This is a genomic window from Pseudomonas sp. MWU12-2020, from assembly GCF_023100605.1.
In the GTDB taxonomy this organism is placed as follows: domain Bacteria; phylum Pseudomonadota; class Gammaproteobacteria; order Pseudomonadales; family Pseudomonadaceae; genus Aquipseudomonas; species Aquipseudomonas fluorescens_H.
Genome location: NZ_JALMEX010000003.1, coordinates 1 through 23,116, shown reverse-complemented (window position 1 = coordinate 23,116; position 23,116 = coordinate 1). Strand labels below are relative to the sequence as shown.

23 protein-coding genes are annotated in these 23,116 nt (G+C 60.9%); 12 read left to right on the top strand and 11 right to left on the bottom strand.

Going from position 1 to position 23,116, the window contains the following annotated elements:
• The first annotated feature begins 10 nt into the window (after positions 1-10).
• Both M0814_RS07515 and M0814_RS07510 read left to right on the top strand, forming a co-directional pair.
• Positions 11-244 carry a hypothetical protein gene (locus M0814_RS07515; protein ID WP_003227625.1) on the top strand — a complete coding sequence of 78 codons (234 nt, stop codon included), beginning with the start codon at positions 11-13 and terminating at the stop codon, positions 242-244.
• 254 nt (positions 245-498) lie between these two features.
• Positions 499-1,128, top strand: coding sequence for a flavin reductase family protein (locus M0814_RS07510; protein ID WP_003227627.1), 630 nt, complete (start codon positions 499-501; stop codon positions 1,126-1,128).
• Positions 1,129-1,134: 6 nt separating this feature from the next.
• Here the strand turns inward: M0814_RS07510 and M0814_RS07505 are convergent, their stop codons facing one another.
• Positions 1,135-1,377: a hypothetical protein gene (locus M0814_RS07505; protein ID WP_103486312.1), complete on the bottom strand. Its 243-nt coding sequence runs from the start codon at positions 1,375-1,377 to the stop codon at positions 1,135-1,137.
• Between the two features lie 43 nt (positions 1,378-1,420).
• Positions 1,421-1,774: an antibiotic biosynthesis monooxygenase family protein gene (locus M0814_RS07500; RefSeq protein ID WP_003227631.1), complete on the bottom strand. Its 354-nt coding sequence runs from the start codon at positions 1,772-1,774 to the stop codon at positions 1,421-1,423.
• A 430-nt stretch (positions 1,775-2,204) separates the two neighbouring features.
• On the opposite strand from M0814_RS07500, the gene M0814_RS07495 reads away from it, so the two are divergent.
• A complete protein-coding gene (locus tag M0814_RS07495; protein WP_003227633.1) occupies positions 2,205-3,134 on the top strand; it encodes an AraC family transcriptional regulator in 930 nt (309 codons plus the stop codon).
• 162 nt (positions 3,135-3,296) lie between these two features.
• On the opposite strand, the gene M0814_RS07490 is transcribed toward M0814_RS07495, so the two are convergent.
• Positions 3,297-4,745: an aldehyde dehydrogenase family protein gene (locus tag M0814_RS07490; protein WP_177434689.1), complete on the bottom strand. Its 1,449-nt coding sequence runs from the start codon at positions 4,743-4,745 to the stop codon at positions 3,297-3,299.
• Positions 4,745-6,382, bottom strand: coding sequence for a 5-guanidino-2-oxopentanoate decarboxylase (locus tag M0814_RS07485; protein ID WP_103486314.1), 1,638 nt, complete (start codon positions 6,380-6,382; stop codon positions 4,745-4,747). Before M0814_RS07485 ends, M0814_RS07490 begins: the two co-directional genes overlap by 1 nt.
• Positions 6,383-6,608: 226 nt before the next feature.
• Between M0814_RS07485 and M0814_RS07480 the strand changes: the two genes are divergently transcribed.
• The gene (locus M0814_RS07480; RefSeq protein ID WP_103486315.1) at positions 6,609-7,490 is read left to right on the top strand and encodes a LysR substrate-binding domain-containing protein; all 882 of its coding nucleotides are present in this window, start codon (positions 6,609-6,611) and stop codon (positions 7,488-7,490) included.
• Between the two features lie 123 nt (positions 7,491-7,613).
• Here the strand turns inward: M0814_RS07480 and M0814_RS07475 are convergent, their stop codons facing one another.
• Both M0814_RS07475 and M0814_RS07470 read right to left on the bottom strand, forming a co-directional pair.
• Positions 7,614-8,228 carry an NAD(P)-dependent oxidoreductase gene (locus M0814_RS07475; protein ID WP_103486316.1) on the bottom strand — a complete coding sequence of 205 codons (615 nt, stop codon included), beginning with the start codon at positions 8,226-8,228 and terminating at the stop codon, positions 7,614-7,616.
• Between the two features lie 219 nt (positions 8,229-8,447).
• Positions 8,448-9,326: an MBL fold metallo-hydrolase gene (locus M0814_RS07470; RefSeq protein ID WP_045122608.1), complete on the bottom strand. Its 879-nt coding sequence runs from the start codon at positions 9,324-9,326 to the stop codon at positions 8,448-8,450.
• A gap of 114 nt (positions 9,327-9,440) precedes the next feature.
• On the opposite strand from M0814_RS07470, the gene M0814_RS07465 reads away from it, so the two are divergent.
• Complete coding sequence (locus M0814_RS07465; protein ID WP_218565911.1) at positions 9,441-10,346, top strand: LysR family transcriptional regulator; 906 nt, start codon at positions 9,441-9,443, stop codon at positions 10,344-10,346.
• Between the two features lie 218 nt (positions 10,347-10,564).
• Positions 10,565-10,741: a hypothetical protein gene (locus M0814_RS07460; protein ID WP_003227641.1), complete on the top strand. Its 177-nt coding sequence runs from the start codon at positions 10,565-10,567 to the stop codon at positions 10,739-10,741.
• A gap of 136 nt (positions 10,742-10,877) precedes the next feature.
• On the opposite strand, the gene M0814_RS07455 is transcribed toward M0814_RS07460, so the two are convergent.
• Positions 10,878-11,762 carry a helix-turn-helix domain-containing protein gene (locus M0814_RS07455; RefSeq protein ID WP_103486318.1) on the bottom strand — a complete coding sequence of 295 codons (885 nt, stop codon included), beginning with the start codon at positions 11,760-11,762 and terminating at the stop codon, positions 10,878-10,880.
• Positions 11,763-11,939: 177 nt separating this feature from the next.
• Here M0814_RS07455 and pobA point away from each other — a divergent pair, with 177 nt between their 5' ends.
• Together pobA and M0814_RS07445 are read left to right on the top strand one after the other, a co-directional pair.
• Positions 11,940-13,133 carry a 4-hydroxybenzoate 3-monooxygenase gene (gene pobA / locus M0814_RS07450; RefSeq protein WP_103486319.1) on the top strand — a complete coding sequence of 398 codons (1,194 nt, stop codon included), beginning with the start codon at positions 11,940-11,942 and terminating at the stop codon, positions 13,131-13,133.
• Between the two features lie 79 nt (positions 13,134-13,212).
• Positions 13,213-14,730 carry an MDR family MFS transporter gene (locus tag M0814_RS07445; RefSeq protein WP_103486320.1) on the top strand — a complete coding sequence of 506 codons (1,518 nt, stop codon included), beginning with the start codon at positions 13,213-13,215 and terminating at the stop codon, positions 14,728-14,730.
• A 127-nt stretch (positions 14,731-14,857) separates the two neighbouring features.
• Here the strand turns inward: M0814_RS07445 and M0814_RS07440 are convergent, their stop codons facing one another.
• The 4 genes from M0814_RS07440 to M0814_RS07425 form a co-directional block, all read right to left on the bottom strand.
• A complete protein-coding gene (locus M0814_RS07440) occupies positions 14,858-15,706 on the bottom strand; it encodes a cache domain-containing protein (protein ID WP_103486321.1) in 849 nt (282 codons plus the stop codon).
• 234 nt (positions 15,707-15,940) lie between these two features.
• Complete coding sequence (locus M0814_RS07435; protein WP_103486322.1) at positions 15,941-16,774, bottom strand: ATPase; 834 nt, start codon at positions 16,772-16,774, stop codon at positions 15,941-15,943.
• Between the two features lie 116 nt (positions 16,775-16,890).
• On the bottom strand, positions 16,891-17,883 hold the full coding sequence (locus M0814_RS07430; protein WP_103486323.1) for an NAD-dependent epimerase/dehydratase family protein: 993 nt from the start codon (positions 17,881-17,883) through the stop codon (positions 16,891-16,893).
• A 53-nt stretch (positions 17,884-17,936) separates the two neighbouring features.
• The gene (locus M0814_RS07425; RefSeq protein WP_103486324.1) at positions 17,937-18,830 is read right to left on the bottom strand and encodes a LysR family transcriptional regulator ArgP; all 894 of its coding nucleotides are present in this window, start codon (positions 18,828-18,830) and stop codon (positions 17,937-17,939) included.
• A 95-nt stretch (positions 18,831-18,925) separates the two neighbouring features.
• On the opposite strand from M0814_RS07425, the gene M0814_RS07420 reads away from it, so the two are divergent.
• From M0814_RS07420 to M0814_RS07405, 4 genes are all read left to right on the top strand, one after another.
• Complete coding sequence (locus M0814_RS07420) at positions 18,926-19,327, top strand: ACT domain-containing protein (protein ID WP_003227657.1); 402 nt, start codon at positions 18,926-18,928, stop codon at positions 19,325-19,327.
• A gap of 5 nt (positions 19,328-19,332) precedes the next feature.
• Positions 19,333-19,935, top strand: coding sequence for a LysE/ArgO family amino acid transporter (locus M0814_RS07415; protein ID WP_103486325.1), 603 nt, complete (start codon positions 19,333-19,335; stop codon positions 19,933-19,935).
• Between the two features lie 176 nt (positions 19,936-20,111).
• Complete coding sequence (locus M0814_RS07410; RefSeq protein WP_003227660.1) at positions 20,112-20,708, top strand: Fe-Mn family superoxide dismutase; 597 nt, start codon at positions 20,112-20,114, stop codon at positions 20,706-20,708.
• A gap of 354 nt (positions 20,709-21,062) precedes the next feature.
• Complete coding sequence (locus M0814_RS07405; RefSeq protein ID WP_003227662.1) at positions 21,063-23,114, top strand: bifunctional diguanylate cyclase/phosphodiesterase; 2,052 nt, start codon at positions 21,063-21,065, stop codon at positions 23,112-23,114.
• Positions 23,115-23,116: the final 2 nt, after the last annotated feature.

Genomic DNA, 23,116 nt, shown 5'->3' with positions numbered 1-23,116 from the left:
AGTAAAGAACATGAAAACCAAACTGATCCTCGCCCTGACCCTGTCCGTACTGGCCGCCAACACCTTCGCTGCCGATGGCTCGGACAAAACCAAATCCTCCGACTTTATTACCGGCGGTTCCGCCGTCATCGAAACCAGCCACTCGGGCACTTACGCCGCAGATGGTTTTGATAAAACCAACATCGGCAAAACCGTGGCCGCCGATGGTTTCGACAAGACCGGTACTGCTGCAGCCATCAGCTAAGTATGAGCAGTTCTTCCACAGCCCGGCTTCGGCCGGGCTTAGTCATTTCTGAAACATCACATATTCTCAAATCACCCAAATCCCCTGTAGGAGCTGCCGAAGGCTGCGATCTTTTGATCTTGATCTTAAAAAACAAAATCAAAGATCGCAGCCTTCGGCAGCTCCTACAGGGGGATCAGCGTTTGACTGGAAATACGCGGAGCGTCCTTGCACTATGGCCGCATCCGAAACGCAGCCTCAGGAATTCATTCACCATGTCCGATGACATCCACTACTACGAACCCGCCAACGGCCACGGCCTGCCCCACGATCCGTTCAACGCCATCGTCGGCCCGCGCCCCATCGGCTGGATTTCTTCGCAGGATGCCCACGGCCAGCTGAATCTGGCGCCTTACAGCTTCTTCAACGCGTTCAACTACATTCCGCCGATCATTGGTTTTTCCAGTGTCGGGCGCAAAGACAGCCTGAACAACATCGAGCAGACCGGTGAATTCGCCTGGAACCTCGCCACCCGGCCGCTGGCCGAGCAGATGAACCAGAGCTGCGCGATGGTCGCGCCTGAGGTCAACGAGTTTGAATTGGCCGGGCTGACGCCGGTGGCGTCGAAGGTGATTGCAGTGCCACGGGTAGCCGAAAGCCCGGTGTCCTTCGAATGCAAGGTCACACAGATCATTCAGTTGCAGCGCGCCGATGGCGAAACCGTGCCGAGCTGGCTGATTCTCGGCGAAGTGGTCGCCGTGCATATCGCCAAGTGGCTGTTGAAGGACGGGATCTACGACACCGCCGCGGCAGAACCGATTCTGCGCGGCGGCGGGCCGGCGGATTATTTCCAGTTGGGGCCTGAAGCCCTGTTCAAGATGTGGCGTCCGGGTGCGGGCAAGTAAGCGCAGTTACCAGATCAGCTCGGCGTCATCGGTGACACCCTTGAGGCGGTCCAGCTCCTGGGTCGCCGCGTCATCGGCAGCGATGGCGCCGGGAAACACCTGATCACCCAGCAGTTTGTGGAAGCGTGGCGCACCGCCATCGACCAGAGCCTTGACCGCGATTGCCGCGTGATAACCCTTGTTGCCGCCCAACTCGACGGGGACGACTGCGGAGACTGCTTCGAAGTGTTCAAACTCTTTACGTGCCATGGCACACATCCTGGCTCAGACGAATAAGCCGGACATTAAACCCTCAACCGGCGAGTTTGTGTATCGGTGCCGGACATTGTCCGAGCGCCTGCGCCGCCGACACCTCTTTGAAGGTGTGGAAATCCAGGCTGTTGACCACCAGGTCCTGAACCAACTCGGCGAAGATCTGCATCGACGGACTGTTGAAATACGCGGTCATCGCCTGTTGATGGCTCCAGAAACCGGAGACCAGCCACAGCTCCGGATCGCATTGCGAATGCTGCAGGGCAAAGCTCAGGCAACCGGGGGCGGCGCGCGACGGTTCGATCAAGGCACTGAGGCGCACACCGAGTTCAGCGGAGCGTCCGGCGCGCGCTCGAACGAAAGCCATATGACTGACGGGAATCTGCTTGGACATGTTCAACCCTCCCAGGGAGTCGCGTGGCAGCCGGGGGACGGGCTGCGACAGGATCCAAGGTTAAGGGCCGCGCACAAGGCGCCGTTAGTCGATTCCTGCCGCTGCGTTGCACAATCCTGCGAGACTGTACAAAAGTCCGGCAACCACCACTAAAACCCTGTCACACCCCTGTCATACGCGTTTTGTGTAGGAGTTGGCGCAGGCTGCGATCTTTTGACTTTCGCTTTTAAAATCAAAAGATCGCAGCCTGCGGCAGCTCCTACAGGGGTATTCGCCGCAAGGGGTAAGGTGGCGGTCGCGGGCTGATGGCCGACGCGCAAAACCAGCCCATGCAGAATCAGGCAAGCATTTGACAGGATGTGTCTACCGCTCGCGCTTGCACAAACTTATGCTCTGCCCCATTCCAGATCCCTTGCCGAGGATGCCGTGCATGACGTCATTCGATCGTTTCCAAGCCCCGCCCGATGCCGACATGGAAAAACAGCGCGCAGAACTCGCGGCGATCATCCGTCGCAACACCACCGACGATGGCAGTTATGCGACCGCCATCGGCTCGCTGTTCATGTCGCGCCACACCCAATCCCACGACTTCGCCCCGGTACTGGCGCAACCGGCGCTGTGCATCATGGCTCAGGGTCGGAAAGAGGTGCGGCTGGCGGATGAGTACTTCAATTACGATCCGCTGAATTACCTGGTGGTCTCGGTCTCGATGCCGCTCAGCGGACGGGTGGTGAATGTCTCGCCGGAGGAGCCGATCCTCGCTGTGCGGTTGGACATCGACCCGGCGGAAATCACCGCACTGATCGCCGACGCCGGCCCGATGGGGGTACCGACCCGGCCCACGGGACGCGGTCTGTATGTCGAGCAGATCGACAGTGCGATGCTCGACGCGGTGCTGCGGCTGGCGCGCCTGCTCGACGCGCCGAAAGACATCGCCATGCTCGCGCCACTGATTCGCCGGGAGATTCTCTATCGCCTGCTGCGCAGTCCGCAGGGTCATCGCTTGTATGAAATCGCGATTGCCAACAGCCAGAGCCACCGCATCAGCCAGGCGATCAAATGGCTCAACGGCAACTTCGAGCAGCCGCTGCGCATCGATGATCTGGCGAAGGAAGTGAACCTCAGCGTCTCGACCCTGCATCACCGTTTCAAGGCAATGACGGCGATGAGTCCGTTGCAGTACCAGAAGCAGCTGCGCCTGCAAGAGGCGCGACGCCTGATGCTGGCTGAAGGGCTGGAAGCGTCGGCGGCGGGCTATCGCGTGGGCTATGAAAGCCCGTCGCAGTTCAGCCGCGAGTACAGCCGCTTGTTTGGCGCGCCGCCGTTGCGGGATCTGGCGCGGTTGCGGCAGTCGGTCTGATCCGGAATCTGCTCTGCTGCGGCTGACGCTTTCGCGAGCAAGCCCGCTCCCACAGTGGACTAGTGTTGATCACACATCCAATGTGGGAGCGAGCTTGCTCGCGAAGAGGCCGGAATGCTCAGCAAAAAATCCGGATCAGATCGCCAAGACCCGACACGCCGTTCAGAGCGCCCGGATCACGTGCTTGATCTCCTGAAACGCAGACAACCCCCAAGGCCCCAACTCGCGGCCGATGCTGCTCTGCTTGTAGCCACCCCAGGCGGTCTGCGGAAAGATAACCTGCGGCGAGTTGATCCACACCAGCCCGGCCTGCAACGCATTCGCCACCCGATCTGCCGCAACCGCATCGCGAGTCACCACACTGGCGACCAGCCCGAACTGGCTGTCGTTGGCCAAGGCAATCGCCTCGGCTTCTGAAGAGAAGCTGCGCACGCAGAGCACCGGGCCAAAGATCTCTTCACACCACAACGCACTGTCGAGGGGCACCTCGGTGAACACCGTCGGCTGCAGGAAATACCCGCGTGGCAGATCCGCCGGACGATTGCCGCCGCAGATCAATTTCGCCCCGGCGCTCAAGCCGCGATCGATGTGGCCGAGCACGCGCTGGTACTGCGCCTGATTGACCAGCGCGCCGATCTCCACTTCAGGATCGAACGGATCGGCCACGCGGATTTTTTCCGCGCGGGCCTGCAAACGGATAAGGAATTCGTCGGCCAGCTCATCGGCGACCAACACCCGACTGGTGGCCGAACACATCTGCCCGGCGTTGAAAAAACCGCCGCCACAGGCCAGCTCCACCGCCAGTTCCAGATCGGCATCGGCCAGCACCAGCAGCGAAGATTTGCCACCCAGCTCCAGGCTCACGCCCTTCACGGTTTCGGCGGCGCGTTGCATCACTTGCACGCCGACCGCATTGCTGCCGGTGAAGGAAATCTTGGCGATGCGCGGATCCGCCGACAGCGGCGCACCGACCGCCAGACCGGTGCCGCACACCAGGTTGAACACGCCTTGGGGCAGACCGGATTCGGCGATGATCGCCGCCAGTTCCAGCTCCGGCAGCGGCGTGACTTCCGACGGTTTCAACACCACGCAGCAACCGGCAGCCAGCGCCGGCGCGAGTTTCCACGCGGTGGTGACCATCGGGAAATTCCACGGCACGATCAGCCCGACCACACCACACGGCTCACGCCGCAGACGCGCACTGAAGTCGTCGCTGGGCAGCGGCACATTGCAGTCCTGTTGCGCGTCGAGACCTTCGGCGAGTTCGGCGTAATACTCGAACGTGGCGATCACATCATCGACGTCGATGGACGCTTCGAACTGCGGTTTGCCGTTATTGCTCGACTGCAGCTGCATCAGGTGATCGCGACCGTTGCGCACGCCATTGGCGATGTTGCGCAGGATCGCGCCGCGCTCGGCACCGCTGGTTTTCGACCAGCTCTTGAACGCGTCAGTGGCTGCGCTGACGGCCAGATCAACCGCGCTTTCATCGCCGCCATTGACCGTGGTCAGCAGCGCTTCGGTGGCCGGGTTGATCACCCGCAGATGCTCGCGACCGGCAGACCATTGGCCGTTGATGTACAGGCCATCGAGTGTGGTTGGGAAATTGATCATTTGGCCACCGCCTGCATCCATTGAGTCTGGTCGATTTCAATCAGGGTCGGGCCCTGACGATCAGTGGCGGCACGCAGCGCACCACGCAGCTGTTCAACCGAGCTGATCGCTTCGGCGGCGCAGCCCAGGGCCTTGGCGACGCCGATGAAATCCGGGGTGTAGATATCGACGCCAACCGGCTCGATGGCACGGTTGACCATGTACTTCTTGATCTCTTCGTAGCCCTGGTTATTCCACAGCAGGACGATCACCGGCGTGCGTGCTTCAACCGCACTGGCCAGTTCCGGCAGGGTGAACTGCAAACCGCCATCGCCGATCAGGCACACCACTGGCGGGCGCGCGCCGCCCTTGATGCGGCCGCCGAGCCATGCGCCGATCGCCGCCGGCAAGGCGTAACCGAGGGTGCCGTAACCGGTGGACGAATTGAACCAGCGACGCGGGTGATCCGGGTTGAACGTGAGGTTGCCGGTGTACACCGGTTGCGTGGAATCGCCGACGAACACCGCATCCGGCAGTTCATCAAGCACAGTGTCGAGAAAGAGGGTCTGGGCCAGGGTCGGCGCATCCCAGCTTGCGGCCAGTTCAGTGCGCAGTTGTGCGGCGCGAACCTGGCCCCAATCGCTGCTGCGTTCGGCGAGTTTTTGCTGTGCCAGCGCACTGAGCAGCGCTTGCGCGGCGTTGCGCGAATCGGCGACCAACGCCACGTGCGGCGGATAGTTGCGCACGGTTTGATCGGCGTCGATGTCGATGCGCAGCAACTTGCCGGGGATCTCGAAACCACCGGCGAAGGTCACGTCGTAATCGGTCTCCGCCAGCTCGGTGCCGATCGCCAGCACCACGTCGGCATCGGCCACCAGTGCACGGGTCGCGACCAGCGTTTGCGTCGAGCCGATCAGCAGCGGGTGGTTCGACGGCAACATGCCTTTGGCGTTGATGGTCAGTGCTACGGGGGCATCGAGGCGCTCGGCCAGTCGGGTCAGCTCGGGGGCGGCGTCGATGGCACCGCCGCCAGCGAGAATCAGCGGACGCCGGGCGTTGGCCAGCAGCTCAGTCATGCGGCTGACGGCACTCGGTGCCGCACCGGCACGATCGATGTTCACCGGAACACTGCCGAGCAATTCATCGGCCTCTTCGACCAGCACGTCCAACGGAATTTCGATGTGCACCGGACGTGGACGCCCGGCCTGAAACAGGGCGAAGGCACGGGCCAGCACGCCCGGCAATTCCGCAGCGGACATCAGGGTATGGGAGAACGCCGCGACACCGCCGACCAGCGCGCTCTGGTTCGGCAACTCGTGAAGCTTGCCACGACCGCCGCCCAACTGGCTGCGGGTCTGCACGCTGGAGATCACCAGCATCGGGATCGAGTCGGCGTACGCCTGCCCCATCGCGGTGGTGATGTTGGTCATGCCCGGGCCGGTGATGATGAAGCACACACCCGGTTTGCCGCTGGTGCGCGCGTAGCCGTCGGCCATGAAACCGGCACCCTGTTCATGCCGTGGAGTGACGTGGTTGATGCGCGAACGGGCCAGCCCGCGATACAGCTCAACGGTGTGCACCCCGGGAATGCCGAACACCTGCTCGACCCCGTAACCTTCGAGTAACTTGACCAGTACTTCGCCACACGTCGCCATGCCGATTGCCCTTTTGTCAGCTAAAAACACAGATCCCGTGTGGGAGCGAGCCTGCTCGCGAAAGCGCTGGATCAGCCCAACATCAATGCTGATTGTGAAACAGCCTTCGCGAGCAGGCTCGCTCCCACATGACCTGAACATGGCGTCATTGAACGGGCGGCGAGTAGCGGCAACAATCGATTAAAAGTCATACTAGCCATGTCCTCACGTCATACCTTGGATCCCCATGAAACGACTGCCTCCCCTGCCCGCCCTGCACACGTTTCTGATCACCGCGCAGTGCTGCAACTTCACCCGGGCGGCCGAGCAGTTGCACATCACCCAGGGCGCAGTGAGCCGGCAGATCGCCGGGCTGGAGGATCATCTCGGTTATGAATTGTTCATTCGCCTGGCCCGAGGCCTTGAGCTGACCGCTGAAGGACGTGAGTGGCTGCCACGGGTGGAGAAGATCTTTGGCCTGATCAGCGAAGCGACCGAGCAGATCGGTCTCAAGCGGCAAACCCTGCAACTCAAGGCGCCGAGCTGCGTGATGCGCTGGCTGGTGCCGCGCCTGCTGCAGTGGCAAAAGGAACGCCCGGATGTGCCGGTCAAACTGACCACCACACTGGCCCACGGCGTGGACTTTCAGCGTGAGCCATTCGATGCCGCGGTGATCTACGGCACGCCACCGGACAATTCGTCGACCGCCCTGCATCTGTTCGATGAACAACTGACGCCAGTCTGTTCGCCAGCGCTATTGAAGGGCCCACCGGCGCTGAGCGAACCGGCCGATCTGCAACAGCATCTGCTGCTGCATCCCACCCACGATATCCAGGACTGGACCGTGTGGCTGACAGCCGCCGGGTTGCAATTGAGCAACGTCGACACGGGGCAGCATTTCGAGACGCTGGATCAGGCGATGTCGATGGCCTCCCACGGGACGGGTGTGGCGATTGGCGACTGGTCGCTGATCGGCGATGACCTGCGCGCGGGGCGGCTGGTGATGCCGTTTGAGTTGAAGGTGAAGACGGGGCTGGGGTATTACGTGGTGATGCCGCAGGGTGGGGAAGCATCGCCGCAGTTGGAGGAGTTGATGATCTGGCTGGTGGAACAGGCGCATACCCGCTGAAACAAACAAATACCCCTGTGGGAGCGGGCTTGCTCGCGAAGGCGGAGTGTCAGTCACTTCAAATGTCGCTGACACACCGGCTTCGCGAGCAAGCCCGCTCCCACATTTGTTCCGCGTCGTTGCTTAGTAGCCGACCGTAAACCGCTGACGCGAATGCTTCGGCGTTTCCACTTCGTCGATCAGCGCGATCGCGTAACCGGCGAAGGTGATCCAGCTACGACCTTCGGCACTCACCAGCAAGTGATCCTTGCCGACGCGGAAGGTGCCGGTGCGCTCACCTTCGACAAACTCTGCCGATGGCGAGAGGAAGGTCCAGTCCAGATCCTGCTCCTGACGCAAGGCATCGAGAAACGCCGCCCCCGCACTGGCCTCGGTTTTGTATTCGGCGGGGAAACCCGCGCTGTCGATCACTCGGGTGTCGTCCGGCAGCAACAGCGAACCGGCCCCCCCGACCACCAGCAGACGCTTCACGCCCGCCTGTTTCACCGGGCCGACCACGGCACTGGCCGGTACGGTGGCGAAATGCGCGGCGCTGATCACCACGTCTTGACCGGCGACGGCGGCTTGCAGCGCCGCCGAATCCAGCACATCGACATTCTTGCTGACCACACCGGCACGGTTGCCGATCTTCGAGGTATCGCGGGCGATGGCGGTGACGCTATGGCCGCGACGCAGGGCTTCTTCCAGCAGTTGGCTACCGGCACGGCCGGTGGCACCAATGATTGCGATCTTGCTCATGACATTCTCCAGTTGGCTTGAGAGTTTCAACGACGGCATAAATCTAATCTTGAAGCGGTATTCCCTGTGGCGAGGGAGCTTGCTCCCGCTGGAGGGCGAAGCACTCCCCGCCCGTTTCAGATACAACGCATTGGCAGGTTTATGCCTGCTGCGCAGGCGGGCGGGAGCAAGCTCCCTCGCCACAAAAGTCCTCTCGACCTCTGTTTCAGATCAATCGGGTTACCACTTCATCTCGCCCTTGGCGACTTTGGCGCTCAGCTCCAGCGAGCTTTCTTCGCCGAGTTTCGGGTAGCGTTTTTGCATGGCCTTGATCAGTGCGGCGGAATCCTTGGCCTTGGCGGTTTCTTCGTCGAAAGCCTTAATGTAGTCGGCGGTGAATTTCACGCTGGCCAGCGAGCGGCTGCTCTCGCCCAGATAGTGACCCGGCACCACGGTTTTCGGCTTCAGGGTTTCGATCGAGTGCAGGGTTTGCAGCCAGTCGGCGTGGGATTGCGCGGTCTGGGTATCAGCCATCCACACATGAATGTTCTCGGCGACCACGACGCCACCGACCACAGCCTTGAGCGACGGAATCCACACGAAGCTGCGATCCGGTTGTTTGCCTTCAAGTCCCACCACCTGCAACTTCTGCCCTTCGAGCATCAGGCTGTCGCCCTTGAGCACGCCCGGCACGATGGTTTTGGCCGGCACGTCCGCGCCCATTTTCGGGCCCCAGAAGGCGAGTTTGCCGTCGACGGTCTCTTTGATGTGATCGACGGTCGGCTGCGAGGCCAGCACGGTGGCGTCGGGGAAAGCCTGAGTCAGGGTGTCGAGGCCGAAGTAGTAATCCGGGTCACCGTGGCTGATGTAAATGGTGGTCAGGTGCTTGCCGCTGGCGCGGATCTTTTCCACCACCTGCTCGGCCTGGGCCTTGCCGAATTGCGCGTCGACCAGGATCGCGTCTTTCTCGCCGCTGACCAGCACCGAGGTCACCGGGAAGATCGCATTGGTGCCCGGGTTGTAAACATCCAGGGTCAGGTTGGCGGCAGCGGCGTGAGCCGCGAAACCGAGGGTGGCGGTGGCCAGCAAAACGCGCTTGAGGGTAGTGAAGCCGATCATCTGTTGCTCCGTGGTCCGAATGCCGTGGTTGGCGATGGGACAGAGCTTAGTTGCCTGACTCGGTACAAAAAATGCGATGCTTGGACATAGTTTGTTTCTGAAAGCGGGCAAATCATGGATCGTCTTCAAGCAATGCGGGTGTTTGTCACGGTGGTGGATCTGGGCAGTCAGTCGGCGGCCGCCGATCATCTGGACCTGTCACGGCCGGTGGTGTCGCGCTATCTGGCGGAGCTGGAAGACTGGGTCGGCGCGCGTCTGATGCACCGCACCACGCGCAAGTTGAGCCTGACCGCCGCCGGCAGTGAAATCCTGCCGCGCTGTCGGCAGATGCTCGAACTTTCGACGGATATGCAGGCAGCAGTCAGTGAACCGCACGATGCACCGCGAGGATTGCTGCGTATCAGCGTCAGCACCTCGTTCGGCCAGGCGCAACTGGCCGATGCGATGGCGGCGTACGTCAAACGTTACCCCGGGGTCAGCATCGATCTGCAGATGCTCGACCGCACGGTGAACCTGGTGGATGAGCGCATCGACCTGGCGATCCGCACCAGCAATGACCTGGACCCGAACCTGATCGCCCGACGCCTGACCGTATGCCGCTCAGTGGTCTGCGCCGCACCGGCTTATTTGCGCGACAACCCGCCACCGCAGCGGGTCGAGGACCTGAGCCGACACAACTGCCTCACGCACTCGTATTTCGGCAAGAGCCTGTGGCATTTCGAGGAGGACGGCGAACAGGTGTCGGTGCCGGTGCAGGGCAACATCAGCGCCAATGAGGCCAGCACCCTGTTGCGGGCGACGCTGGCCGGCGCGGGAGTGGCGATGCTGCCGACCTATCAGGCCGGGGTTCACGTGCATGCCGGTGAACTGGTACGTCTGCTGCCGGATGCCGAGCCACGGCAGATGAACATCTACGCGGTGTATGCGTCACGCAAACACATGCCGGCGGCGCTGCGCAGCATGCTGGATTTTCTCGTCGAACGATTCCCGGAAAATCCCAAATGGGATATTGGCCTGTAAATCCGGTATTCCTGTGGGAGCGGGCTTGCTCGCGAATGCGTCGTGTCAGTCGAGGGCAATCCAGACTGACACACCGCCTTCGCGAGCAAGCCCGCTCCCACAGGTGTCATCCGTGTGCTGAAGGTATGTCACCTACGCGGGAGCCGTGGCTGGCAACTCTGTACCGCTGACCTATGCTGAAAGTAATACCGCAGGGTATGCGTTCAGAGGTCAACGCCATGAACATCAGAACAAGAAGGTACTTCGCGATTTTCATCACCTGCGCCGCTACGCTGGCGCTGTACGGCACCGCGGCCTGGCGGGTCGAGCAACTGCGACAACTGCCCCGCGAGTTCGCAAGTTGCAATTTCGAGCGCTGCATTCCGCATAACGCGACGCTTAATGCATTGCGCTGATTGACCTGAGTTGCAGTGCGATCCTGTGGGAGGGGGCTTGCTCCCGAATGCGGTGTGTCATTCAGCATTGATGCAAACTGATAGACCGCTTTCGGGAGCAAGCCCCCTCCCACAGGAGACCGCAGCGTTTACAAGATCACTGCTCGGCCTTCAGCCGGTCGCGGAAGGCCTTTGGCGATATCCCCACCCGGCGCCGGAACAGGCGCGTGAAGTTGGTCGGATCGGAAAACCCCAACAACTCCGACATCTCGTAAATGGTCATGCTGGTGTAGGTCAGCAAACGTTTGGCTTCCAGCAACTGGCGTTCGTGCATGATCTGCAGCGCCGGCTGCCCTGCCAGTTCCCGGCAGGTGCCGTTGAGGTGCGACACCGAAATCCCCAGGCGATGGGCGAGGTCTTCGACCTTCACATGCTGGCGGTAAGTCTCCTCCACCAATTGAATGAACCCGTTGAGGTATTCGCGCTGGCGTTGCGGTCGCTGGCTGGCGTTATGGCGCACGATCGCCTGTCGGCTGACCCAGACCATGATCACGCTGACCAGCGAATGCATGAGCATTTCCCGCGCTGGCTGATGGCCGTTGTACTCGGCCTGCAACGCTGAAAACAGACTGTTCAGGTACTCCGCATCCTTGCCCGCCGGATAGTGCTCGGCCTGGGCCAGTGCGTGTACCGAATTGCCCAGTTGCGCTTGCAAGTGATTGATCAACGGATTGGCGAGGGTGACGACGAATCCTTCGACGTCCTCGGAAAAGCGGAAGCCATGCACCGACAACGGTGGCAGGACTTGAATGGCGGGTTCGTTGAGCTGCGTGCGTTGACCTTCGATTTCAAGCTCTGCCTGACCTTTGAAGACGAAGAGCAACTGGCACAAATCGGCGTGGCGGTGGGGTTTGATTTCCCATTGATGTTCGCGGCTGCGTTTGGAAATGGTTTCACAGTGCAGCAAGTCAGGGGTCGGCCAGTCCAGGCTTTCACCGTAGAGCTTGAACACCGGAATCGAAGGCAGGTCAGGCTTGTTCATCACTTCAATCCAGGCCTCGAGGTTGCGGGCGATAATCGCACCGATTGGCAGAATGTACAGGTATCGGCTCAGTTTTCACCTTCAATTGACAGACCCGCAAGGGAAAAATGCAAGCACTCGATCCATAAAAATCATTCACCGGCTCCCGTCGCGTGAAGCTTGCGAGTCATAAAAACAATGAAAACGCTGAAAACCCAAGTCGCCATCATCGGCGCCGGTCCGTCCGGATTGCTCCTCGGTCAGTTGTTGCACAACGCTGGTATCGACACCCTGATTGTCGAACGCCAGACACCCGATTACGTGCTCGGGCGAATTCGCGCCGGGGTGCTTGAACAAGGCATGGTAGAGCTGTTGCGTCAGGCCGGGGTGGGTGCGCGCATGGATGCCGAAGGGTTGGTGCACACCGGCTTCGATCTGGCATTGGATGGACGTCTGGCACACATCGATCTGCAGGGTTTGACCGGCGGAAAAACCGTGATGGTTTACGGCCAGACCGAAGTCACTCGCGACCTGATGGCCGCTCGTCGGGAGGCCGGGGCGCTGTCGTTTTATGAAGCGAGCGATGTCGTTCCTCACGGCATGAAAAGCGACGAGGCCTTTGTCACTTTCGAAAAGGACGGGGAAACCTGGCGCGTCGACTGCGACTACATTGCCGGTTGCGATGGTTTTCACGGCGTGGCCCGGCAGTCGATTCCCGAAGACTGCCTGAAGGTTTTCGAGCGGGTCTATCCGTTCGGCTGGCTGGGGATTCTCGCCGACACGCCGCCGGTGCACGAAGAGCTGGTGTACGCCCGTCATGAACGCGGCTTCGCCCTGTGCAGCATGCGCTCGGCCACTCGCACCCGTTACTACCTGCAAGTGCCGGCCGAGGAAAATGTCGCCGACTGGTCCGATCAGCGCTTTTGGGATGAACTCAAAACCCGCTTGCCCACGGCGCTTGCCGAAAAACTGGTGACTGGCCCGTCGATTGAAAAAAGCATCGCGCCGCTGCGCAGTTTTGTCGTCGAGCCGATGCAGTACGGGCGGATGTTTCTGCTTGGCGATGCCGCGCATATCGTCCCGCCCACTGGCGCCAAGGGCCTGAATCTGGCGGCCAGTGACGTCAGCACTTTGTTCAATATCTTGCTGAAGGTTTACCGCGAAGGACGCACGGACTTGTTGGAGAAATACTCGGAAATCTGCCTGCGCCGGGTATGGAAAGCCGAACGCTTTTCCTGGTGGATGACCTCGATGCTGCATCGCTTCGACGAACACGATGATTTCAGTCAGCGCATCAGCGCCTCGGAACTCGACTACTTTGTCAGTTCAGAAGCGGGGCGAAAAACCATTGCAGAAAATTACGTCGGACTTCCTTATGAGGCTATCGAATAGCTTCCTACCGACTTACACTGGCGAGCATTCCCGCTCGCCTGACGATCCGCGGGACTCTCACTGCCCGCAGGTTTCGCCCGTGACCAATCTTCACCAGCCTGAAACACCCAAACCGGCCATTCGCAGCGTGCTGGTCGCGCTGATGCTGGCGATCTTTCTCGGCGCGCTGGACCAGACCATCGTCGCCGTCTCGATGCCCGCCATCTCCGCACAATTCAAGGATGTCAGCCTGCTGGCCTGGGTGATTTCCGGGTACATGGTGGCGATGACTGTGGCCGTGCCGATCTACGGCAAGCTCGGCGACCTGTACGGGCGGCGCAAACTGATGCTGTTCGGCATGGGCCTGTTCACCCTCGCCTCGCTGTTTTGCGGCATGGCGCAAAGCATGGAACAACTGGTGCTGGCGCGGATTCTCCAGGGCATCGGCGCCGGCGGGATGATTTCGGTCAGTCAGGCGATCATCGGCGACATCGTCCCGCCCCGCGAACGCGGCCGTTATCAGGGTTACTTCAGCAGCATGTACGCGGTCGCCAGCGTCGCCGGGCCGGTGCTCGGCGGCTACATGACCGAATACCTGTCGTGGCGCTGGGTGTTCCTGATCAACCTGCCGCTGGGACTCGGCGCCTGGTGGGTTGCCAATCGCAATCTGCGCGGGCTGCCGATTCCGCAGCGCAAGCCGATTATCGACTACCTCGGCACGCTGCTGATGATCATCGGTTTGACCGCCCTGCTGCTGGGCATCACTCAGGTCGGTCAGGGCCATTCGTGGCGCAGCAGCGAAGTGCTCGGCTTGTTTGCCTGTGCAGTGCTGGTACTGGCGGTGTTCGTCTGGCATGAACGCCGGGCGCGTGAGCCGCTGCTGCCGATGCACCTGTTCACCAACCGCAATGCGTTGCTGTGCTGGTGCACGATTTTCTTCACCAGTTTCCAGGCGATCTCGCTGATCGTGCTGATGCCGTTGCGCTTCCAGAGCGTCACCGGCGCCGGGGCCGATGCGGCGGCGTTGCACTTGCTGCCGCTGGCGATGGGGCTGCCGATTGGCGCTTATTTCGCCGGACGCCGCACCTCGGTCACCGGCCGTTACAAACCACAGATTCTCACTGGCGCGCTGCTGATGCCGATCTCGATTCTCGGCATGGCGTTCAGCCCACCGGACGCGACGCTGGTCAGCAGCCTGTTCATGCTGCTCAGCGGGATTGCCGGCGGCATGCAGTTCCCGACCTCACTGGTCGGCACGCAGAACTCGGTGGATCAGCGCGACATCGGCGTCGCCACCAGCACCACCAACCTGTTCCGCTCGCTGGGCGGCGCGGTGGGCGTGGCGTTGATGTCGGCGCTGTTGCTGGCCTTTTTGCAGGACTCGAGTTTTGCCCATCTGGCGAGCAACGCGCTGATCAGCGAGGGGCATTCGGGCAATGTGCTGCTCGACGGTTTGAACGCCGCCCCGGGTGATGCACAGAACTCCCTGCGCGCCGAGCTTTCGGTGACGTTCCGCCATTTGCTGTGGGTGAGTACGGCGGTGTCGCTGCTGGGGCTGGCGGCGGCAATTGCGATGCCGAACAAGTTGCTGCGCGGGCGGGAGCACGGCGCCAAATAGGAACAGGTGCCATGAAAACCTGTGGGAGCGAGCCTGCTCGCGAAAGCAGTGTGTCATTCAACTGTGATGTCAGCTGACACTATGCCTTCGCGAGCAGGCTCGCTCCCACAGGGGGGCAAAGGTATTTTCAAGGGCTGTAGTAACCCACCGCCACCAGAAAATGCCCGACCTTTTTCAGGTAGGCATGCTTGTCCTCGACCTTGCCGGTCACCGGATTTTTCCAGCGGTATTCGTATTCGCCGTCATCCTGCTTGGCGATCAGCGCCAGAATCGGCTCGCCCACCGGTTTGCCTTCCGGGTCCTTGATCTTGCTGAAATCGGTATTGATCAGGCGCAGGTTGGTGCCGTGGGCAACGTAGCGCTGGGTGTTCAAATCGACGACGAATACATACAAGTCATCCTGCAGATAACCGCCCTTGAGCGAGTTGATGGCCGTCAGGGTGCCCTTCTCGTTTTTCCCCAGATCGGTTGCAGCCTTGTCGAGGAGTGCCTTGGCCTGTTCGGCTGAAGCACGCGGCAGGTAATAACCGACCGCCAGAATGCGCTGACCGATGCGCTGGTAATACACATGTTTGCGCTCGACCTTGCCGTCCGCCCAGTTCTGCCAGCGGTATTCGGCCTGTTGAATGCCGTTGCCTTCCGGCACCAGCAAGGCGTCCTTGAAGGCTTTCTGCAAATCCGGCGCAAGCACCTCGCTGACGTCACGGCCGATCAACGCTGAGGATGGGCCACCACTGGCGAGCATCACGCCTTTGGTATCGACCACGAACACGTAGCGATCCTTGTCGACAAACTCGCCCTGACGGCTGAACGCGGCGAAGGCCTTGTCGCCATTGTCGTGGTAATAAGCCAGGGCCTTTTCCAGCAGCGCAATGGCGGCCTTGCTGTCATCCTTTTGCGCGGTGGCAGCGTTGACCTGTCCCGCCCCCACAAAAAGCATCACACAGAGCCACGCCACTTTATGCAAAAACCCCATAACGCATCCCTCGTTCTTGTTGGTGTTTCAAGAGCGTAGACGGCTTGGGGTCGGATGGCGGTCGAAGATGAATCGAGAAGTTGCGGTATCCCCTGTGGCGAGGGAGCTTGCTCCCGCTCGGCTGCGAAGCAGTCGCAAAACCTGCAAGTGCGCTCTACCTGAACGAAAGCAGGGGAGCGCTTCGCACTCCAGCGGGAGCAAGCTCCCTCGCCACAAAGGTTCCTGACTCCGGCCCTATGGCCGGGCATTGATCTGCTGCTGCAAGTTCTGGATCTGCGCCTGCAGGGTGTTGATGTTGCGGGTCATCTGGCCGCGGAATGCATCGAACTCGGCGGTACTGCCGCCACCCTGCGCAGCGGCCGGGCGGTTGTCCTGTTCACTCTTGAGGACGATGATTTCCTGCTCCAGACGCTCGATCGCCGCGCTCGGGTTGCCTTGCTTCTTCAGCGCGGCAATGTCGGCACTCAGGCTCTTGAGCTGCGCATCGAACTTGCCGGTGTCGACCGGGGCGTTTTTCAGGGTTGCCAGTTCCGCACTCAGGGCTTTGACCTGAGCCTGCAACTGGGTATTGGCGTTCTGTTGTTCGGTGGTCTGCGCGGTCATCTGCGCCAGACGCTTGTCCAGATCGCTGGTCTGACCGACCACGCCTTGCTGCTGTTTACTTTGATCCAGCAACTGGGTTTCCAGCTGTTTGATCTGTTGCTTCAAGGCTTCGCTGTCGCTGTTGACGTTGCTCTGGCTGGCGACGACCTTGCCGGAAATATCCTGCAGGCGCCCCGCCGCTTCCTCGCTGATGCGCGCAAAGCTTTCCTGGGTGGCCACCAGTTGCTGCTCCATCAGCGAAATCTGCTGGAAGCTCCACCAGGCCAGACCGATGAAAGCAAAGAACAGCGCGCCAACCAGCGCCCACAACGGCCCGGTGCTCGCGGCCTTGACCTTGACTACCGGCGGCGTGCGCGAATGCACGGAAGTGCGGGCGGTCGGCGGAATGTCATCGTCGTCAAAGGTGTCGGCCCGCAGGCTCGGTACATCGTCGAAATCGTCGTTGGCATCGTTACGCATGGACATTGAGGCAACCTTTGTGGAACGCGGTGATGGCTGAATGCTGCGAAGTATAACCGCCGCAGCCGCAGGGATTGACCCTCAAGCGGCAGTGCGGTTCATTGCCGGCCGGGCGACTTGTATCAACGGATGTCCTGAGCTTTCCACCAGCCACAGAACTCGTCGAGGGCCGACCACAGGCTGACTTTCGGATCGTAGTCCAGATAATGCCGGGCGCGACTGATGTCGAGGGTGAAATTTTTCTTCATGACCTGCATGCCCAGCCGCGACAGGGTCGGCTCCGGGCGTCCCGGCCAGAGTTTGCACACGCCTTCGTTGAGCGCCGCAACGCTGTAGGCCAGACCGTACGAGCGGTATTTGGTGACCTGCGGCACTTCCATTTTGCGCATCACATAATTGACCACATCCCACAACGGTACCGGCGCGCCATTGCTGATGTTGTAGGCCTTGCCCAACGCGGAACCGGCCGCCAGCAGACTGCTGAGCAGCGCTTCGTTGAGGTTCTGCACGCTGGTGAAGTCGACCTTGTTCAGGCCGTCGCCGATGATCGCCAGACGCCCCTTGCGCTGCATGTTCAGCAGGCGCGGGAAGATGCTCATGTCGCCGGCACCGGTGACGAAACGCGGGCGCAGGGCGATGGTTTCGAGGCCGAACTCCTGGGCGCCGAAGACCTTTTGCTCGGCCAGGTATTTGGTCGCCGCGTAGTGATGCTTGAAGCGCTTGGGCACTTGCTCTTCGGTCAAGCCGAGGTGATCGCGGCCATCGAAGTAGATCGACGGCGACGACAGATGCACCAGCCGCCGCACGCGCTGCTTGAGGCAGGCTTCGACGACGTTTTCGGTAACCTGCACGTTGCCTTGATGAAAGTCCTGATAACGCCCCCACAAGCCGACGGCACCGGCACAGTGCACCACGGCTTCGACGTCGGCGCAGAGGTCGCGCACCAGATCCGCATCGGTGAGATCGCCCGGGACGAACTCGGCGCCACGGCGCACCAGATGCTCGACGCTCTCGGCCCGGCGACCGTTGACCCGCACGTCCAGGCCCTGCTCCAGGGCGAAACGCGCAAAGCGCCCGCCAATGAAGCCGCTTGCGCCGGTGACCAGAATTTTCATGTAACGCTCCGATGTCTTTCGTTTACCTGATACGTCTGTCTTGACGCTGACCGTCAGCCCAAGGGCACCAGCCATCGTGGTGAAGAACGTAGCAATTGTTCGGTCAGCAAGCCCAGCAACTGACCGCCATTGCGCCAATGATGCCAGTACAACGGCACATCAATCGGTTTATCTGGCAACAGTTCGCGCAAAGTCCCGCGTTGCAACTGCTCGCGCACTTGCAGTTCCGGCACCAGTCCCCAACCGAACCCGGCTTCGGTCAGACGCACAAAACCTTCGGATGACGGGCACAAGTGGTGCTCGAAACCACCGTCGACACCGAGCGATGCAAGGTAGCGATGCTGGAGGAAATCGTCCGGCCCGAACACCAGCGCCGGGGTACGCGGCAACTGTTCGGCACGCACGCCATCGGGAAAATGCCGTTCGATGAACGCCGGACTGGCCAGCGCCCGATAGCGCATCGCCCCGAGCAACACACTGCGCGCACCGGCCACCGGGCGTTCGCTGGCACAGACACACGCCGCGACTTCTCCGGCACGCATGCGCTTGAGGCCGACGGTCTGATCTTCCACCACCAGATCCAGCAATAAATGCTGCTCGGCGCAGAAATCGCCCACGGCTTCGGCCCACCAGGTGGCGAGGCTGTCGGCGTTGAGGGCGATGCGCAAACGCTCCGGCAGGCCCTCTTCGTCGAGCGCCGGCACCAGGGTCTGCAAGTCACGCTCAAGCAGGCGCACCTGCTGCACATGGTTGAGCAGCCGCCGGCCAATCTCGGTCGGCGACGGCGGCGTGCCGCGCACCAGCACCGGTTGGCCGACCCGCGCTTCCAGCAGTTTGATCCGCTGGGAAATCGCCGATTGCGACAAGCCCAGCACCTGCGCGGCGCGTTCGAATCCGGCCTGCTCGACCACAGCGGCCAGCGCGGAAAGCAATTTATAGTCGAACATCAGTTTTCCTAATGAGCGATCAGCACTATTGGTTTTTCTTATACAGCTTCCGACCGGAGAATAGCCAGCAAGCACTCTTATCAAGGAACACTGCAATGGCTGGCGAAACCTCACTCACGACGTTGCTGCGCAGCATGAGCCCGCAGCTCAATGCCGGCGAATACGTGTTCTGCACCCTGCGTGACGCTCAGTTGCCCAACGGTCTGGAGATTGTCGGCAGCTTTCGTGAACAGGAAGGCCTGACCGTGATCCTCGAACGCTCTGAGGCGGAACACGCCGGGTTCAGTTTCGATTATGTCGCGGCGTGGATCACCCTCAACGTGCATTCGGCACTGGAAGCGGTCGGCCTCACCGCTGCGTTCGCCAGCGCACTGGGCAAGGCCGGGATCAGTTGCAACGTGATCGCCGGTTACTACCACGACCACTTGTTTGTCGGCCAGGCCGACGCCGAACGCGCCATGCACGTGCTGCGCGATCTCGCAGCCAACGCGGAGTAATCGTTATGTGGCAAAGCTATGTGAACGGCCTGCTGGTGGCGTTCGGGTTGATCATGGCGATCGGCACGCAGAATGCTTTTGTATTGGCTCAAAGTCTGCGGCGCGAACATCACCTGCCGGTGGCGGCGTTGTGTGTGGCGTGCGATGCGCTGCTGGTGGCGGCCGGGGTTTTCGGCCTGGCCACGGTGTTGGCGCAGAACCCGACATTGCTCGCAGTGGCGCGCTGGGGCGGCGCCGTCTTTCTGATCTGGTACGGCAGCCAGGCGCTGCGCCGGGCGTTCTCGAAACAGAGTCTGGATCAGGGCGAAAACCACACCGTACGCTCGTTGCGCGCGGTGATGCTCAGCGCGCTGGCAGTGACGTTGCTCAATCCGCACGTTTATCTGGACACGGTGTTGCTGATCGGCTCGCTCGGTGCGCAGCAGTCGGTGCCGGGGGCTTATGTCGTGGGCGCGGCGAGTGCGTCGCTGCTGTGGTTTTTCACTCTTGCACTGGGTGCCGCATGGCTTGCGCCATGGCTGGCGCGGCCGAGTACCTGGCGGATTCTCGATCTGGTGGTGGCGTTGATGATGTTTACAGTCGCAGGGCAATTGATATTGGCGCAGTGATTTATTCCAAACAGCTCTGGAACCTCTATCCCACACAGTTGTTGCGTGGTTAAGCCTTGACCCCGGTGCTATGATCCGAACCCTGCGCCGCAAAGAGTAAAAACTCGTCGGTGCATTTCTGGCCGCCCGTGATCGGCCTTGCGCTCACCGCAACAGACCTGATTAGGAGAATCATCATGGCTTTCGAATTGCCGCCGCTGCCTTACGCACACGATGCCCTGCAGCCGCACATTTCCAAGGAAACCCTGGAATTTCACCACGACAAGCACCACAACACCTATGTCGTGAACCTGAACAACCTGGTGCCAGGCACCGAGTTCGAAGGCAAGACCCTGGAAGAGATCGTCAAGACTTCCTCGGGCGGCATCTTCAACAACGCCGCTCAGGTCTGGAACCACACTTTCTACTGGAACTGCCTGGCGCCAAACGCCGGCGGTCAACCAACCGGCGCACTGGCTGAAGCCATCAACGCGGCTTTCGGTTCGTTCGACAAGTTCAAGGAAGAGTTCAGCAAAACCTCGATCGGCACCTTCGGTTCCGGCTGGGGCTGGCTGGTGAAGAAGGCTGACGGTTCCCTGGCTCTGGCCAGCACCATCGGCGCCGGCAACCCGCTGACCAGCGGCGACACCCCGCTGCTGACCTGCGACGTCTGGGAACACGCTTACTACATCGACTACCGCAACCTGCGTCCGAAGTACGTTGAAGCGTTCTGGAACCTGGTCAACTGGAAGTTCGTTGCTGAGCAGTTCGAAGGCAAAACCTTCACCGCTTAAGCTGCGCGCCAGATAAAAAACCCGGCTATGGCCGGGTTTTTTTATGCCCGAAAAAAGCCGCACCGCATCGAATCCCACTCAGGCCGTTTTCCCACAACGAAAGCAGCCTTCGACCTCTTGCCGCCGCGCCGTAGCGGGCTACCATCAAATCAGTGAAAATTTGTTCCGTACCGCTCAAGTTGAGGGCCGAAACTACCGACACAGTACAAATAGAGCTGAGACTCCAGACAGCAGCATTTCGGCCAAGGCCACGGGCAAATGTTCCGGGGCTTGATTGTCCCTTTGACTGCCAACACGGGATTGCCAATACTCATGGCAACTTGACGCTACCCGCACGGAACAAGGAATAACCCTTTGAAGCTGGAACTCAAGAACAGCTTGTCGGTGAAGTTGCTCCGGGTCGTGCTCCTTTCGGCATTGATCGTCGGCGTGGTCTTGAGCTGCGCCCAGATCGTTTTCGATGCCTATAAAACCCGCCAGGCGGTGGCCGGCGATGCGCAGCGCATCCTCGACATGTTCCGTGATCCCTCGACTCAGGCCGTGTACAGCCTGGACCGGGAAATGGGCATGCAGGTGATCGAAGGCCTGTTCCAGGACGACGCCGTGCGCCAGGCCTCCATCGGCCATCCCAACGAAGCGATGCTCGCGCAAAAATCCCGCGAGTTGCAGCACTCCAACAGCCGTTGGCTGACCGATCTGATCCTCGGTCAGGAACGCACCTTCACCACCCAACTGGTTGGCCGCGGCCCGTACAGCGAGTATTACGGCGACCTGAGCATCACCCTCGACACCGCCACCTATGGCGAGAGTTTCATCGTCAGTTCGGTGATCATTTTCATTTCCGGCGTGTTGCGCGCCCTGGCCATGGGCCTGGTGCTGTATCTGGTCTATCACTGGCTGCTGACCAAGCCGCTGTCGCGGATCATCGAGCACCTGACCGAAATCAATCCCGATCGCCCCAGCGAACACAAGATTCCGCAGATCAAGGGCAACGAGAAGAACGAACTCGGCATCTGGATCAACACCGCCAACCAGTTGCTTGAATCCATCGAACGCAACACGCACCTGCGCCACGAAGCGGAAAACAGCCTGCTGCGCATGGCCCAGTACGACTTCCTCACCGGCCTGCCAAACCGCCAGCAATTGCAGCAGCAACTGGACAAGATTCTGGTCGACGCCGGCAAGCTGCAACGCCGGGTCGCGGTGTTGTGCGTGGGCCTGGACGATTTCAAAGGGATCAACGAGCAGTTCAGCTACCAGACCGGCGACCAGTTGCTGCTGGCGCTGGCCGACCGCCTGCGCGGCCATAGCGGTCGCCTGGGTGCCCTCGCCCGTCTGGGCGGCGACCAGTTTGCGCTGGTGCAGGCCGATATCGAACAACCTTACGAAGCGGCAGAGCTGGCGCAAAGCATCCTCGATGATCTGGAAGCGGCGTTTGCCCTCGACCATCAGGAAATCCGCCTGCGCGCGACCATCGGCATCACCCTGTTCCCCGAGGACGGCGACAGCACCGAGAAGCTATTGCAGAAGGCCGAGCAGACCATGACGCTGGCCAAGACCCGTTCGCGCAACCGTTATCAGTTCTACATCGCCAGTGTCGACAGCGAGATGCGTCGGCGCCGCGAACTGGAAAAAGACCTGCGTGACGCGCTGATTCGCGATCAGTTCTACCTCGTCTATCAACCGCAGATCAGCTACCGCGATCACCGCGTGGTCGGGGTCGAAGCGCTGATTCGCTGGCAGCACCCGGAGCACGGTCTGGTGCCGCCGGACCTGTTCATCCCGTTGGCCGAGCAGAACGGCACGATCATCGCCATCGGCGAATGGGTGCTGGATCAGGCCTGCAAGCAATTGCGCGAATGGCACGATCAGGGCTTCGTCGATCTGCGCATGGCGGTCAACCTGTCCACCGTGCAACTGCACCACGCCGAGTTGCCGCGAGTGGTCAACAACCTGCTGCAGATCTACCGTTTGCCGCCGCGCAGCCTAGAGCTGGAAGTCACCGAAACCGGCCTGATGGAAGACATCAGCACCGCCGCCCAACATCTGCTGAGCCTGCGTCGTTCCGGGGCGCTGATCGCCATCGACGACTTCGGCACCGGCTACTCATCGCTGAGTTATCTGAAAAGCCTGCCGCTGGACAAGATCAAGATCGACAAGAGCTTCGTTCAGGATCTGCTGGATGACGACGACGATGCGACCATCGTTCGCGCGATCATCCAACTGGGCAAAAGCCTGGGCATGCAGGTGATTGCCGAAGGCGTTGAAACCGCCGAGCAAGAGTCCTACATCATCTCTGAAGGCTGTCACGAAGGTCAGGGTTACCACTACAGCAAGCCGCTGCCTGCCCGGGAACTGACTGCCTACCTCAAGCAAGCCCAGCGCAGCAACGCGGCTATTTTATAAAG

Coding starts and splice junctions, on each gene's coding strand:
- M0814_RS07480 (WP_103486315.1), top strand. CDS start 6,609: ATGAAACGACTGCCTCCCCTGCCCGCCCTGCACACGTTTCTGATCACC.
- M0814_RS07515 (WP_003227625.1), top strand. CDS start 11: ATGAAAACCAAACTGATCCTCGCCCTGACCCTGTCCGTACTGGCCGCC.
- M0814_RS07425 (WP_103486324.1), bottom strand. CDS start 18,830: ATGTTCGACTATAAATTGCTTTCCGCGCTGGCCGCTGTGGTCGAGCAG.
- M0814_RS07455 (WP_103486318.1), bottom strand. CDS start 11,762: ATGAACAAGCCTGACCTGCCTTCGATTCCGGTGTTCAAGCTCTACGGT.
- M0814_RS07510 (WP_003227627.1), top strand. CDS start 499: ATGTCCGATGACATCCACTACTACGAACCCGCCAACGGCCACGGCCTG.
- M0814_RS07500 (WP_003227631.1), bottom strand. CDS start 1,774: ATGTCCAAGCAGATTCCCGTCAGTCATATGGCTTTCGTTCGAGCGCGC.
- M0814_RS07485 (WP_103486314.1), bottom strand. CDS start 6,382: ATGGCGACGTGTGGCGAAGTACTGGTCAAGTTACTCGAAGGTTACGGG.
- M0814_RS07465 (WP_218565911.1), top strand. CDS start 9,441: ATGGATCGTCTTCAAGCAATGCGGGTGTTTGTCACGGTGGTGGATCTG.
- M0814_RS07410 (WP_003227660.1), top strand. CDS start 20,112: ATGGCTTTCGAATTGCCGCCGCTGCCTTACGCACACGATGCCCTGCAG.
- M0814_RS07470 (WP_045122608.1), bottom strand. CDS start 9,326: ATGATCGGCTTCACTACCCTCAAGCGCGTTTTGCTGGCCACCGCCACC.
- M0814_RS07440 (WP_103486321.1), bottom strand. CDS start 15,706: ATGGGGTTTTTGCATAAAGTGGCGTGGCTCTGTGTGATGCTTTTTGTG.
- M0814_RS07435 (WP_103486322.1), bottom strand. CDS start 16,774: ATGTCCATGCGTAACGATGCCAACGACGATTTCGACGATGTACCGAGC.
- M0814_RS07475 (WP_103486316.1), bottom strand. CDS start 8,228: ATGAGCAAGATCGCAATCATTGGTGCCACCGGCCGTGCCGGTAGCCAA.
- M0814_RS07430 (WP_103486323.1), bottom strand. CDS start 17,883: ATGAAAATTCTGGTCACCGGCGCAAGCGGCTTCATTGGCGGGCGCTTT.
- pobA (WP_103486319.1), top strand. CDS start 11,940: ATGAAAACGCTGAAAACCCAAGTCGCCATCATCGGCGCCGGTCCGTCC.
- M0814_RS07415 (WP_103486325.1), top strand. CDS start 19,333: ATGTGGCAAAGCTATGTGAACGGCCTGCTGGTGGCGTTCGGGTTGATC.
- M0814_RS07420 (WP_003227657.1), top strand. CDS start 18,926: ATGGCTGGCGAAACCTCACTCACGACGTTGCTGCGCAGCATGAGCCCG.
- M0814_RS07505 (WP_103486312.1), bottom strand. CDS start 1,377: ATGGCACGTAAAGAGTTTGAACACTTCGAAGCAGTCTCCGCAGTCGTC.
- M0814_RS07460 (WP_003227641.1), top strand. CDS start 10,565: ATGAACATCAGAACAAGAAGGTACTTCGCGATTTTCATCACCTGCGCC.
- M0814_RS07495 (WP_003227633.1), top strand. CDS start 2,205: ATGACGTCATTCGATCGTTTCCAAGCCCCGCCCGATGCCGACATGGAA.